Below are 12466 nucleotides of genomic sequence, written 5' to 3' on the forward strand. Positions count from 1 at the left end.
TGATTTTCGCTTTCTAATCCTCTTTTCGCATGAAGTAGAGGAGGGTTTGGAGTTCACTTGTCAAATCGACATACTGAACGACCACGTCTTTTGGTAAATGCAGATGGACTGGTGAAAAACTGAGGATTCCTTTCACTCCAGCATCCACCAAGAGATTGGCAACCTCTTGTGACTTGACGCTGGGAACTGTCAGGATAGCAGTCTTGACATCAGCATCCTTGATTTTATCCTTGATTTGAGAAATCCCGTAAATGGGAATCCCATCAGGAGTTTGGGTACCGACTTCGGGATGGTCATCTAGGTCAAAGGCCATGATAATTTTCATCTTGTTACGCTCGTGGAAGCGGTAGTGGAGAAGGGCATGGCCCATATTTCCAATACCTACCAGCATGACATTGGTAATAGAGTTATCATTGAGCAAATCGGCAAAAAACGTCATCAGTTTTTTGACATCATAGCCAAAACCACGACGACCTAGTTCACCAAAATAGGAAAAATCACGACGTACGGTCGCTGAATCAATACCGATAGCCTCTGCAATTTGCTTAGAGTTGGCACGTTCAATCTTTTCTGCATGAAATCTCTTAAAAATTCGATAGTAGAGAGAGAGTCTTTTCGCTGTAGCTTTTGGAATAGCAGACTGTTTATCTTTCACAAAATCACAACCTTTCTATTCTTCTATTTTATAGAAACATTGTGAAAAAATCAACAAAAACAAGAAAAAACTAAGAAAAATCTTAGTTTTAATGTAAAAAATCTGCATGTGATAGAAAACGGTAGAGGTCTCCGACCAGTCCTTGGTAAACTTCCTGCCCCTTAAAAGTCAGAGAAGTCACATAAAGTGTATCTGGTAGGGTAACGCATCCTGACAGAGCCAGCATGAGAGCCTCATAATCTTCATACTTGAGAGTCCGCTCTACATGATAGTTATCCTTATAGGTCAGTTCAAACATTTTGGCTCTATCTTTCCGATTTTGTAAAGACACCACGTTCTACCAAGCTATCCATGAGGAAATAGAATTTTTCCTGATGAATGTGGTGGTCTTCTGATTTGAAAATATCAACCAGACGTAGCCCAAACTTGTCAGTGATATTGATTTTAGCACCTGTAAGTTCCTTGTTAATGATGATTTTGAGTTGGAATCCCTCACCGCTGTTCGGAACTTTTTCCAAAAGGCGAGTCAATTCATAGTTACCAACCTTAGTCTCAAAAAAGGTGTTGTCCTTAAGGGTGAATTTTTTAACAGAAGGGCTAAGAGTGTAGTCGTAACGACAATTTTTTAACTGAATGGTTTTTTCAAATGCCATATGGCTAACCTCCGATAATTTCTTTTAAGGTTTTTGCGAGGGTTTGTAGGTCTTCAACAGTATTTTGTGGCGATAAACTGATACGAACGGATTCCTTCAAGCGTTCTGAATTTGCGCCATACATGGCTTCGAGAACATGGCTGGATTGGACAATGCCCGCAGTGCAGGCTGAGCCAGTAGAGATTGAAATTCCAGCTAAATCTAGACGAAGGAGTAAGAGGTCATTTTTCTGGCCAGGAAATCCAATATTGAGAACATAAGAGAGATGGTGTTCGCCTATATTCAAGTAATATTGAATGCCCTCTAGCTCTGCCAGAAAGGCAGTTTCTAGATTTTGTACATGTTGGAAATGTTCTTCTTGTTTTTCTAGGTCTTCTTTTAGGGCTGCAACCATGCCTACGATGGCAGCTAGATTTTCAGTTCCAGCACGTTTTTTCTGTTCTTGGTCTCCACCATGGAGATAGGAATCAAAGTCCATGCTAGATGCGTAGAGGAAGCCGATTCCCTTAGGACCATGGAATTTATGGGCTGAAGCAGTGAGAAAATCAATGCCCAATTCTTCTGGGTGAATAGGGATTTTGCCGATTGCTTGAACTGCATCAACATGATAAGCAGCAGGGTGTTGCTTGAGTATTTGTCCAATTTCAGCAATGGGAAGTAGGTTTCCTGTCTCATTATTGGCAAACATGGTAGAAACCAAGATTGTATCTTTACGTAAGGCCTCTTGAATTTGCTGGGCCGTGATTTCTTGATTTTTTGGCTGGATAATGGTTACTTCAAAACCAAAGTGTTGAACCAAGTAATCAATTGTTTCAAGGACAGCATGGTGCTCAATGGCAGTTGTGATGATATGTTTTCCTTTTTCTTGGTGACGAAGGCAGTAGCCAATGATAGCAGTATTGTTGCCTTCAGTCCCACCAGAAGTGAAAAAGATATGTTGAGGTTTTGTCTCTAGTAATTGAGCTAGTTCCTGACGGGCTTCACGCAAAAGTTTGCCAGCTTGACGACCATGACCATGGATACTAGATGGATTGCCATGGGTTTCTTGCATAACCTTGGTCATAGCTGAAATAGCAACTGCTGACATAGGAGTCGTTGCAGCATTGTCCAAATAAATCAAAGAATCACCTTATTTCTTTTTGTTGTAGGCAAAGAGTGGGCTGACTGGTTTTCTTTCGTGGATACGGACGATAGCATCACCAATTAACTCACTTGCAGTGATGTAGCATACGTTTTTAGGAGTTTTTTCTTTTGTTGCTACTGAATCAGTCACAAGAATTTCTTTAATATTAGTATTATCAAGAAGTTCAGCAGCACCTTCGACGAAGAGACCGTGGCTAGAAACAGCATAGATTTCTGTAGCCCCTTCACGTTCAACGATTTTAGCAGCTTCAGAGAAGGTACGTCCTGTATTCAGAATATCGTCAATTAAGATAGCTTTTTTACCTTCCACATCACCGATAATATAACCTTCGTTGCGAGTTGCGTCGTCTTGAGGGTAGTCGATAATGGCGATAGGAGCATCAAGATATTCAGCCAAGCTACGGGCACGCTTTACACCTGAATTCTTAGGGCTAACAACAACAACATCTGAACCAAGTAAGCCCTTATCGCAGTAATGTTTTGCAAATAGAGGAACTGTATAGAGGTTGTCAACAGGAATATCAAAGAAGCCTTGAACCTGAACGGCATGCAAATCAAGCGTAAGGACACGGTCAACTCCAGCCTTAACAAGCATATTGGCAACTAGTTTAGCTGTAAGTGGCTCACGAGGTGAAGCAATGCGGTCTTGACGTGCATAGCCAAAATATGGAAGGACAACGTTGATACTGTGGGCACTTGCACGAACACAAGCATCAACCATGATTAACAATTCCATTAGGTGGTTGTTAACAGGGAAACTTGTTGATTGGATGATGTACACATCATAACCACGGACACTTTCTTCGATATTCACTTGGATTTCTCCGTCTGAAAATTGACGTGACGATAGTTTTCCAAGTGGGACACCAACAGCTTGAGCAATTTTCTGTGCAATCTCTTGGTTAGAGTTGAGTGCGAAAAGTTTCATGTTTTTTCTATCTGACATTATAGACCGTCCTCTGTAAACTTTTTAAATCCTAGCCATATCTACCTAGCCTATATGAACTGGGATTTTTGTATTTTATCTCTTATATTTTACCAAAAAATGGAGATTATTTCAGCTATTTTTCATGCTTTTGACAAATCGAACCAATTTTGAAGGAGCTTTTTGATAAGCAATCTGATTTTCCTCTAAAAATTGCTGGAAATCTTGTTTCCCTTGCTCGTGATTCTCAACTTCAAGCTCTAATTCGTAATCTGTAATATCAAAGTACTGACTTTCATCTAGCGCCATGAGACCAATAGCTGTTTGCATTTCATAGCGAAGCGTTGTTAGACAGCCAAGAATCTGCCATTCACTAGTTTTAATACCATGTTTAGCCAATTCATCCAGTACTAGCCCTTGAGGAAGTTCTTTCTTGCTCAGATAGTTTTCAGCATCTTTTAGTTGCAATTTTTGATTGTATTCCATGTTTCCGACACTTTGTGGGACTTTGAGTGTCAATTCTGCCCAGTCTTCAAAGGTTCGAATACGCATAGCGACTTTCTTTTCTCGCAGTTCAAAATCAAGCGTGTCCATGTAGTAATTTTTTTGAAGAACAGGAGTGACACCTGTGAACTGGTCTTTTAGACGATTGTATTCATCTTTTTTCAATAGTGTTTTCAATTCAATTTCTAAATGTTTCATTTTTCTTACCTTTTCATTATCGTTGAAAGCGGATTTATGGTATAATAAGCATTGTGTTTATTGTATATGAATCTGGAGAAAAAATCAAAGATATTTTTGAAGGATAATATGAGAACAAGGGAGAATATATGACCTTAGAATGGGAAGAATTTCTAGATCCTTACATTCAAGCTGTTGGTGAATTAAAGATTAAACTACGTGGTATTCGGAAGCAATATCGTAAGCAAAATAAGCATTCTCCGATTGAGTTTGTGACGGGTCGGGTCAAGCCAATTGAGAGCATCAAAGAAAAAATGGCTCGTCGTGGCATTACTTATACGACCTTGGAACACGATTTGCAGGATATTGCCGGTTTGCGTGTGATGGTTCAGTTTGTAGATGACGTCAAGGAAGTAGTGGAGATTTTGCGCAAGCGTCAGGATATGCGGATCATACAGGAGCGAGATTACATTACTCATCGAAAAGCATCAGGCTATCGTTCCTATCATGTGGTAGTAGAATATACGGTTGACACTATCAATGGTGCTAAAACCATTTTGGCGGAAATTCAAATACGTACCTTGGCCATGAATTTCTGGGCAACGATAGAACATTCTCTCAACTACAAGTACCAAGGGGATTTCCCAGAGGAGATAAAGAAGCGACTGGAAATTACAGCCAAGATTGCTCATCAGTTGGATGAAGAAATGGGTAAAATTCGAGATGATATCCAGGAAGCTCAGGCTCTTTTTGATCCTTTGAGTAGAAAATTAAATGACGGTGTAGGAAACAGTGACGATACAGATGAAGAATACAGGTAAACGAATTGACCTGATAGCTAATAGAAAACCACAGAGTCAAAGGGTTTTGTATGAATTGCGAGATCGTTTGAAGAGAAATCAGTTTATACTCAATGATACCAATCCAGATATCGTTATTTCCATCGGTGGTGATGGTATGCTCTTGTCGGCCTTTCATAAGTACGAAAACCAGCTTGACAAGGTCCGCTTCATTGGTGTTCACACTGGACATTTGGGCTTCTATACGGACTACCGTGATTTTGAGTTGGACAAGCTAGTGACTAATTTACAGCTAGATACCGGAGCAAGAGTCTCTTACCCTGTTCTGAATGTGAAGGTTTTTCTCGAAAATGGTGAAGTGAAGATTTTTAGAGCACTAAATGAAGCCAGTATCCGCAGGTCTGATCGAACCATGGTGGCGGATGTTGTGATTAACGGTGTCCACTTTGAACGTTTTCGTGGAGATGGGCTAACAGTTTCGACACCGACTGGTAGTACAGCCTATAACAAATCACTTGGCGGAGCTGTTTTACACCCTACCATTGAAGCTTTGCAATTAACGGAAATTGCCAGTCTTAATAATCGTGTCTATCGAACCTTGGGTTCATCTATTATTGTTCCTAAGAAGGATAAGATTGAACTTATTCCAACAAGAAACGATTACCATACCATTTCGGTTGACAATAGCGTTTATTCCTTCCGCAATATTGAACGAATTGAGTATCAAATCGACCATCATAAGATTCACTTTGTCGCATCACCGAGCCATACCAGTTTTTGGAACCGCGTTAAGGATGCTTTTATCGGCGAGGTGGACGAATGAGGTTTGAATTTATCGCAGATGAGCATGTCAAGGTTAAGACCTTCTTAAAAAAGCACGAGGTTTCTAAGGGGCTGCTAGCTAAGATTAAGTTTCGAGGCGGAGCTATTCTGGTCAATGGTCAACCACAAAATGCGACGTATCTATTGGATATTGGAGACCTTGTTATCATCGATATTCCCGCTGAGGAAGGTTTTGAAACTCTCGAAGCTATCGAGCGCCCACTGGATATTCTCTATGAGGATGACCATTTTCTAGTCTTAAATAAACCCTATGGAGTGGCTTCTATTCCTAGTGTTAATCACTCCAATACCATCGCTAATTTTATCAAGGGTTACTACGTCAAGCAAGACTATGAAAATCAGCAGGTTCACATTGTAACTAGACTTGATAGAGATACTTCTGGCTTGATGCTCTTTGCTAAGCACGGCTATGCCCATGCACGATTAGACAAGCAGTTGCAGAAGAAGTCCATTGAAAAACGCTACTTTGCTTTGGTTAAAGGCGATGGACACTTGGAGTCAGAGGGGGAAATTATTGCTCCGATTGCGCGTGATGAAGACTCCATTATTACCAGACGCGTAGCTAAAGGTGGAAAGTATGCTCATACTTCTTACAAGATTGTAGCATCTTATGGGAATATTCATTTGGTAGACATTCGCCTGCACACTGGTCGAACCCACCAAATCCGAGTCCATTTTTCTCATATTGGTTTTCCTTTGTTGGGAGATGACTTGTACGGTGGTAGTCTAGACGATGGAATTCAGCGCCAGGCCCTACATTGTCATTCCTTAACTTTTTATCATCCATTTTTAGAGCAAGACTTGCAGTTAGAAAGTCCCTTGCCGAATGATTTTAGCAACCTTATTACCCAGTTATCAACTAATACTCTATAAAAACAGTTTCAGAGTATAATTATTATCTAAAAGGAGAAAACTCATGGAAGTTTTTGAAAGTCTCAAAGCCAACTTGGTTGGTAAAAATGCTCGTATCGTTCTCCCTGAAGGGGAAGAACCTCGTATTCTTCAAGCGACTAAACGCCTGGTAAAAGAAACAGAAGTGATTCCTGTTTTGCTTGGAAATCCTGAAAAAATTAAAATTTATCTTGAAATCGAAGGTATTGAGGACGGTTATGAAGTCATCGACCCTCAACACTACGATAAATTTGAAGAAATGGTTGCTGCTTTAGTGGAGCGTCGCAAGGGCAAAATGTCTGAAGAAGATGCACGCAAGGTTTTGGTTGAAGATGTCAACTATTTTGGTGTTATGTTGGTTTACTTGGGCTTGGTTGATGGAATGGTGTCAGGAGCGATTCACTCAACAGCTTCAACAGTTCGTCCAGCTCTTCAAATCATCAAAACTCGTCCAAATGTAACTCGTACTTCAGGTGCCTTCCTCATGGTTCGTGGTACGGAGCGTTACCTCTTTGGGGACTGTGCCATCAATATCAATCCAGACGCTGAAGCCTTGGCTGAAATTGCAATCAACTCAGCAATTACAGCTAAGATGTTTGGAATCGAGCCTAAAATTGCTATGCTAAGCTATTCTACTAAAGGTTCAGGATTTGGAGAAAGCGTTGATAAGGTTGTTGAAGCAACTAAAATTGCTCACGACTTGCGCCCTGACCTTGAAATCGATGGTGAGTTGCAATTTGATGCAGCCTTTGTTCCTGAAACTGCAGCTTTGAAAGCTCCCGGAAGTACAGTAGCTGGTCAAGCAAATGTCTTCATCTTCCCAGGTATCGAGGCAGGAAATATCGGCTACAAGATGGCCGAACGTCTCGGTGGTTTTGCGGCTGTTGGTCCTGTTTTGCAAGGTTTGAACAAGCCAGTTAACGACCTTTCTCGTGGATGTAATGCTGATGATGTTTACAAGTTAACACTTATCACAGCAGCCCAGGCAGTTCATCAATAAGATTTAGTCCTCTTTCCCTTGGGAAGAGGCTTTTTATACTCAATGAAAATCAAAGAGCAAACTAGGAAACTAGCCGCAGGCTGTACTTGAGTACGGCAAGGCGACGTTGACGTGGTTTGAATTTGATTTTCGAAGAGTACTAATACTAGGAAAAGGACAGTTAGAATCTTCTGTGTTATACTAGAAATATGTTAGATTTGAAAGAATACGGTATCGTCATGTGGCCAGAGGAGAAGATTGTTTCTTTTCGTGAGAAACTTCTTTCCTGGTATGATGAAAACAAAAGAGATTTACCGTGGCGTAGAAGTAAAAATCCTTATCATATATGGGTGTCTGAAATTATGCTCCAGCAGACTAGGGTGGATACGGTTATTCCCTATTACGAACGATTCTTGGACTGGTTTCCAACAGTGGAAAGTTTGGCAACTGCCCCTGAAGAACGTTTGTTGAAGGCTTGGGAAGGTTTGGGTTATTATTCTCGAGTTCGTAATATGCAGGCTGCAGCTCAGCAGATTATGGCTGACTTTGGTGGTCAATTTCCAAACACCTATGAAGGAATTTCCAGCTTGAAAGGAATTGGACCTTACACAGCAGGAGCGATTTCCAGTATTGCTTTTAACTTGCCTGAGCCAGCTGTAGATGGTAATGTCATGCGAGTGCTGGCACGTCTGTTTGAAGTTAATCATGATATCGGAATTCCTAGCAATCGCAAAATTTTTCAGGCAATGATGGAAATCTTGATTGACCCAGAAAGGCCTGGTGACTTTAATCAAGCCTTGATGGACTTGGGCTCAGATATTGAGGCACCTGTAAATCCCAGACCAGAAGAAAGCCCAATTAAGGACTTTAGTGCAGCATATCAGAATGGAACCATGAACCGTTATCCAATCAAGGCTCCAAAGAAAAAGCCTGTTCCTATTTATCTTAAAGCCTTAGTTGTGAACAATTCTCAGGGACAATTTTTACTTGAAAAGAATGAAAGTGAAAAGCTATTGGCAGGTTTTTGGCATTTCCCACTGGTAGAAGTAGGTGACTTTTCGCAAGAGGAGCAGTTTGACCTCTTCCATCAGGTTGCAGAAGAAAGTGTGAATTTTGGACCCAGTCCAGAAGAGAGTTTCCAGCAGGACTATGACCTAGATGTTGATTGGCTTGATATTTATTTTGACACTGTTAAGCATGTCTTTAGTCATCGCAAGTGGCATGTTCAAATTGTAGCAGGTCAGGTGACTGACTTCCAGGATTTTTCAGATAGGGAAGTTCGCTGGCTTTCACCAGAAGAGTTCAAGGATGTTCCACTTGCCAAACCCCAACAAAAAATCTGGCAGGCTTATGCACAAGCTAAGTTAGACAGTAGCAAAGACTAGCTATTGTGTTTTCTTGTTATTTTTTTGATATAATAGTAGAGAAAAAGGTGAACAAATGAAAAAAATATTAATTGTAGATGATGAAAAACCAATCTCGGATATTATCAAGTTTAATATGACCAAGGAAGGTTACGAGGTTGTAACTGCTTTTAATGGTCGTGAAGCGCTAGAGCAATATGAAGCAGAGCAACCAGATATTATTATTCTGGATTTGATGCTTCCAGAAATTGATGGTTTAGAAGTTGCTAAGACTATTCGCAAGACTAGTAGTGTACCTATTATCATGCTTTCAGCTAAAGACAGTGAATTTGATAAGGTTATCGGTTTAGAGCTTGGTGCAGATGACTATGTAACCAAACCCTTCTCAAATCGTGAGTTGCAGGCGCGTGTTAAAGCTCTCCTTCGTCGCACGGACTTGGCTTCTGTAGATAATCAAGAGTCAGATGAAAAGAAAACCCAACCCTTGCAAATTGGGGACTTGGAGATTGTGCCAGATGCTTATGTAGCTAAAAAATACGGTGAAGAACTAGACTTAACCCACCGTGAATTTGAGCTCTTGTACCACTTGGCTTCTCATATTGGTCAAGTGATTACCCGTGAACACTTGCTTGAAACGGTCTGGGGTTATGATTATTTTGGAGATGTTCGGACTGTTGACGTAACTATCAGACGTTTGCGTGAGAAGATTGAAGATACACCAAGTCGTCCAGAGTATATCCTAACACGTCGCGGTGTTGGTTATTATATGAGAAATAATGATTAAACTAATAAAAGACACAGTTTTAACCAGTGATTTTATCTTTATCCTCATTCTACTTGGCTTTATTTTAGTTGTGACCTTGCTTTTACTAGAAAATCGTAGGGATAACATTCGGTTGAAGCAAATCAATCAAAAGGTAAAGGACCTGATTGCAGGAGATTATTCTCAGGTATTGGATATGCAGGGAAGTTCTGAAATCACTAATATTACCAATAATCTCAATGATTTATCAGAAGTAATTCGTTTGACTCAAGAAAATCTGGAACAAGAGAGTAAACGATTACACAGTATCCTCTCTTACATGACAGATGGTGTCCTCGCGACCAATCGTCGTGGTAAGATTACTATGATTAATGACATGGCTAAGAAACAGCTAGGCGTTCAGAAGGAAGATGTTCTAAACAAAAGTATCCTAGAATTGCTTAAGATTGAAGATGAGTATGAACTTCGTGATTTGATCACCCAAATTCCTGAACTCATGATTGATTCTCAGGATGCCAATGGTGAATATCTGAGCCTTCGTGTACGCTTCGCCTTGATTCGTCGAGAGTCTGGTTTTATCTCAGGTCTGGTTGCCGTTCTGCATGATACAACGGAGCAAGAGAAGGAAGAGCGTGAACGGAGACTCTTTGTTTCCAATGTTAGTCATGAGTTACGGACTCCACTGACTAGCGTAAAATCCTATCTTGAAGCCTTGGATGAGGGGGCCTTGTCAGAACCTGTCGCACCAGACTTTATCAAGGTATCTCTAGATGAAACTAACCGTATGATGCGAATGGTGACGGATCTCCTCCATCTTTCACGGATTGATAATGCGACCAGTCACCTAGATGTGGAACTGATTAACTTTACTGCCTTTATTACCTTTATCCTTAACCGCTTTGATAAGATGAGGGGATCAGACGAAGAAAAGAAATATGAATTGGTCAGAGATTATCCGATTACCTCTGTCTGGATTGAAATTGATACAGACAAGATGACACAGGTGATTGATAATATTCTCAACAATGCCATTAAATATTCTCCAGATGGTGGAAAAATCACAGTGACCATGAAGACAACTGATGATCAGATGATTTTATCCATCTCAGACCAAGGCTTGGGTATTCCTAAGCAGGATTTACCACGTATCTTTGACCGTTTCTACCGTGTGGATCGTGCTAGAAGCCGTGCTCAAGGTGGAACAGGGCTGGGACTGTCTATCGCTAAAGAAATTATCAAACAGCATAAGGGCTTTATTTGGTCCAAAAGTATATATGGTAAGGGATCAACCTTTACCATTGTGCTCCCTTATGATAAGGATGCAGTGAAAGAAGAAGTATGGGAGGACGAAATAGAAGACCAGAATGAGTGAAACAGGCTTTAAATACAGTATTTTAGCGTCGGGTTCCAGTGGAAATTCCTTTTATCTGGAAACCCCAAAAAAGAAACTATTAGTGGATGCAGGCTTATCTGGTAAGAAAATCACCAGCCTACTTGCTGAAATAAATCGCAAGCCAGAAGACTTGGATGCCATCTTGATTACGCATGAGCATTCTGACCATATCCATGGAGTAGGAGTTTTGGCTCGCAAGTATGGTATGGATCTTTATGCCAATGAAAAGACCTGGCAGGCTATGGAAAATAGCAAGTATCTTGGCAAGGTAGATTCTTCGCAAAAGCATATCTTTGAAATGGGCAAAACCAAAACCTTTGGAGATATTGACATAGAGAGTTTTGGTGTTAGCCATGATGCAGTCGCACCGCAGTTCTATCGCTTTATGAAGGATGACAAGAGTTTTGTCCTTTTGACAGATACAGGTTATGTTAGTGACCGTATGGCGGGAATTGTCGAAAATGCGGACGGCTATCTTATCGAGTCCAACCATGATGTAGAGATTCTGCGAGCAGGTTCTTATGCTTGGCGACTCAAACAACGAATCCTATCGGATCTCGGTCACCTTTCTAACGAGGATGGTGCCGAAGCTATGATTCGTACCTTAGGAAATCGCACTAAGAAAATCTACCTTGGTCACTTGTCTAAGGAAAACAATATCAAGGAGCTGGCTCACATGACTATGGTCAATCAGCTAGCTCAAGCTGATCTGGGAGTCGGAGTAGACTTTAAGGTTTATGATACCTCACCAGATACCGCAACACCATTGACAGACATATAGAAAGAACGCTGAGAAGGTGTTCTTTTTATATTGACTGAACACCTAAAAAGTAATACAATGGTGTTACCATTAAAAAAGGGAGTGCAAAAAATGACTACTATTACATTAAAAGTTTCTGAAGCTGACAAAACATTTATGAAAGCAATGGCTAAGTTTGAAGGAGTTTCCCTGTCGGAACTTATCCGCACCAAAACTCTTGAAGCTCTAGAAGATGAATACGATGCTCGTGTGGCAGATTTAGCCTATCAAGAGTATTTAGAAGACTTGGAAAAAGGAGTTGAACCCATTACTTGGGAAGAAATGATGCATGATTTAGGCTTGGAGGATGAATAATTTGTATAAATTAGTTCCAACAAGACGTTTCATCAAGCAATTGAAAAAATTGGATCGTTATACGCAGAAGATAATTACAAACTATTTACAAACCAATGTTTTGGAAGACCCAAGACGACACGGAAAGGCTTTGGTTGGTAATCGCGTTGGTCAATGGCGCTATAGAATTGGTAATTATCGAGTTATCGTACAAATTGTAGATGATGAATTAGTCATTGCTACTTTAGAAGTTGGTCATCGGAGAGATATTTATTGAATTAAA

General features: G+C 40.5%; 16 protein-coding genes. 10 read left to right on the plus strand and 6 right to left on the minus strand.

Annotated elements, in window-relative coordinates:
* Positions 1-13: 13 nt before the first annotated feature.
* The 6 genes from L0P31_RS05935 to L0P31_RS05960 all read right to left on the minus strand — a co-directional run bounded on the left by L0P31_RS05935 (position 14) and on the right by L0P31_RS05960 (position 4078).
* Positions 14-655, minus strand: coding sequence for a redox-sensing transcriptional repressor Rex (locus L0P31_RS05935; RefSeq protein WP_000653417.1), 642 nt, complete (start codon positions 653-655; stop codon positions 14-16).
* A gap of 88 nt (positions 656-743) precedes the next feature.
* On the minus strand, positions 744-953 hold the full coding sequence (locus tag L0P31_RS05940; RefSeq protein ID WP_004254203.1) for a DUF4649 family protein: 210 nt from the start codon (positions 951-953) through the stop codon (positions 744-746).
* Between the two features lie 7 nt (positions 954-960).
* Positions 961-1308 (minus strand): DUF1831 domain-containing protein, encoded by a 348-nt coding sequence (locus L0P31_RS05945; RefSeq protein ID WP_000863540.1) that lies wholly within the window; start codon positions 1306-1308, stop codon positions 961-963.
* A 4-nt stretch (positions 1309-1312) separates the two neighbouring features.
* Positions 1313-2428 (minus strand): cysteine desulfurase family protein, encoded by a 1116-nt coding sequence (locus L0P31_RS05950; RefSeq protein ID WP_064276115.1) that lies wholly within the window; start codon positions 2426-2428, stop codon positions 1313-1315.
* Between the two features lie 9 nt (positions 2429-2437).
* The gene (locus L0P31_RS05955; protein WP_001283823.1) at positions 2438-3397 is read right to left on the minus strand and encodes a ribose-phosphate diphosphokinase; all 960 of its coding nucleotides are present in this window, start codon (positions 3395-3397) and stop codon (positions 2438-2440) included.
* A gap of 111 nt (positions 3398-3508) precedes the next feature.
* Complete coding sequence (locus tag L0P31_RS05960) at positions 3509-4078, minus strand: CYTH domain-containing protein (RefSeq protein ID WP_238096158.1); 570 nt, start codon at positions 4076-4078, stop codon at positions 3509-3511.
* Positions 4079-4206: 128 nt separating this feature from the next.
* On the opposite strand from L0P31_RS05960, the gene yjbM reads away from it, so the two are divergent.
* The 10 genes from yjbM to L0P31_RS06010 all read left to right on the plus strand — a co-directional run bounded on the left by yjbM (position 4207) and on the right by L0P31_RS06010 (position 12460).
* Positions 4207-4878, plus strand: a complete 672-nt coding sequence (yjbM, locus tag L0P31_RS05965) for a GTP diphosphokinase (RefSeq protein ID WP_238096160.1) — start codon at positions 4207-4209, stop codon at positions 4876-4878.
* Complete coding sequence (locus L0P31_RS05970; RefSeq protein WP_000799056.1) at positions 4862-5680, plus strand: NAD kinase; 819 nt, start codon at positions 4862-4864, stop codon at positions 5678-5680. Before yjbM ends, L0P31_RS05970 begins: the two co-directional genes overlap by 17 nt.
* Positions 5677-6573, plus strand: coding sequence for an RluA family pseudouridine synthase (locus tag L0P31_RS05975; RefSeq protein ID WP_001210000.1), 897 nt, complete (start codon positions 5677-5679; stop codon positions 6571-6573). The genes L0P31_RS05970 and L0P31_RS05975 overlap by 4 nt, the downstream gene beginning before the upstream one ends.
* Before the next feature lie 43 nt (positions 6574-6616).
* Positions 6617-7591, plus strand: coding sequence for a phosphate acetyltransferase (pta, locus tag L0P31_RS05980; RefSeq protein ID WP_000451571.1), 975 nt, complete (start codon positions 6617-6619; stop codon positions 7589-7591).
* 188 nt (positions 7592-7779) lie between these two features.
* Positions 7780-8955, plus strand: a complete 1176-nt coding sequence (gene mutY, locus L0P31_RS05985) for an A/G-specific adenine glycosylase (protein WP_238096162.1) — start codon at positions 7780-7782, stop codon at positions 8953-8955.
* A gap of 55 nt (positions 8956-9010) precedes the next feature.
* Entirely contained in the window at positions 9011-9718 is a 708-nt protein-coding gene (yycF, locus tag L0P31_RS05990; protein ID WP_033685152.1) for a response regulator YycF, read from the plus strand.
* The gene (vicK, locus tag L0P31_RS05995; RefSeq protein WP_238096164.1) at positions 9711-11069 is read left to right on the plus strand and encodes a cell wall metabolism sensor histidine kinase VicK; all 1359 of its coding nucleotides are present in this window, start codon (positions 9711-9713) and stop codon (positions 11067-11069) included. The genes yycF and vicK overlap by 8 nt, the downstream gene beginning before the upstream one ends.
* Positions 11062-11871 carry an MBL fold metallo-hydrolase gene (locus tag L0P31_RS06000; RefSeq protein WP_000004961.1) on the plus strand — a complete coding sequence of 270 codons (810 nt, stop codon included), beginning with the start codon at positions 11062-11064 and terminating at the stop codon, positions 11869-11871. The genes vicK and L0P31_RS06000 overlap by 8 nt, the downstream gene beginning before the upstream one ends.
* 90 nt (positions 11872-11961) lie before the next feature.
* A complete protein-coding gene (gene relB / locus L0P31_RS06005) occupies positions 11962-12204 on the plus strand; it encodes a type II toxin-antitoxin system RelB family antitoxin (RefSeq protein ID WP_000208079.1) in 243 nt (80 codons plus the stop codon).
* A gap of 1 nt (position 12205) precedes the next feature.
* Entirely contained in the window at positions 12206-12460 is a 255-nt protein-coding gene (locus L0P31_RS06010) for a type II toxin-antitoxin system RelE family toxin (RefSeq protein ID WP_004239453.1), read from the plus strand.
* Positions 12461-12466 lie beyond the last annotated feature (6 nt).

Origin of the sequence: Streptococcus mitis, assembly GCF_022137125.1 — a bacterium.
Classification (GTDB): domain Bacteria; phylum Bacillota; class Bacilli; order Lactobacillales; family Streptococcaceae; genus Streptococcus; species Streptococcus mitis_CE.

Excerpts from the sequence above, each read along its gene's own strand:
- relB (WP_000208079.1), top strand. The coding sequence starts at position 11,962 with ATGACTACTATTACATTAAAAGTTTCTGAAGCTGACAAAACATTTATG.
- mutY (WP_238096162.1), top strand. The coding sequence starts at position 7,780 with ATGTTAGATTTGAAAGAATACGGTATCGTCATGTGGCCAGAGGAGAAG.
- pta (WP_000451571.1), top strand. The coding sequence starts at position 6,617 with ATGGAAGTTTTTGAAAGTCTCAAAGCCAACTTGGTTGGTAAAAATGCT.
- L0P31_RS05940 (WP_004254203.1), bottom strand. The coding sequence starts at position 953 with ATGTTTGAACTGACCTATAAGGATAACTATCATGTAGAGCGGACTCTC.
- L0P31_RS06000 (WP_000004961.1), top strand. The coding sequence starts at position 11,062 with ATGAGTGAAACAGGCTTTAAATACAGTATTTTAGCGTCGGGTTCCAGT.
- L0P31_RS05960 (WP_238096158.1), bottom strand. The coding sequence starts at position 4,078 with ATGAAACATTTAGAAATTGAATTGAAAACACTATTGAAAAAAGATGAA.
- L0P31_RS05945 (WP_000863540.1), bottom strand. The coding sequence starts at position 1,308 with ATGGCATTTGAAAAAACCATTCAGTTAAAAAATTGTCGTTACGACTAC.
- L0P31_RS05955 (WP_001283823.1), bottom strand. The coding sequence starts at position 3,397 with ATGTCAGATAGAAAAAACATGAAACTTTTCGCACTCAACTCTAACCAA.
- L0P31_RS05970 (WP_000799056.1), top strand. The coding sequence starts at position 4,862 with ATGAAGAATACAGGTAAACGAATTGACCTGATAGCTAATAGAAAACCA.
- L0P31_RS05975 (WP_001210000.1), top strand. The coding sequence starts at position 5,677 with ATGAGGTTTGAATTTATCGCAGATGAGCATGTCAAGGTTAAGACCTTC.
- vicK (WP_238096164.1), top strand. The coding sequence starts at position 9,711 with ATGATTAAACTAATAAAAGACACAGTTTTAACCAGTGATTTTATCTTT.
- yjbM (WP_238096160.1), top strand. The coding sequence starts at position 4,207 with ATGACCTTAGAATGGGAAGAATTTCTAGATCCTTACATTCAAGCTGTT.
- yycF (WP_033685152.1), top strand. The coding sequence starts at position 9,011 with ATGAAAAAAATATTAATTGTAGATGATGAAAAACCAATCTCGGATATT.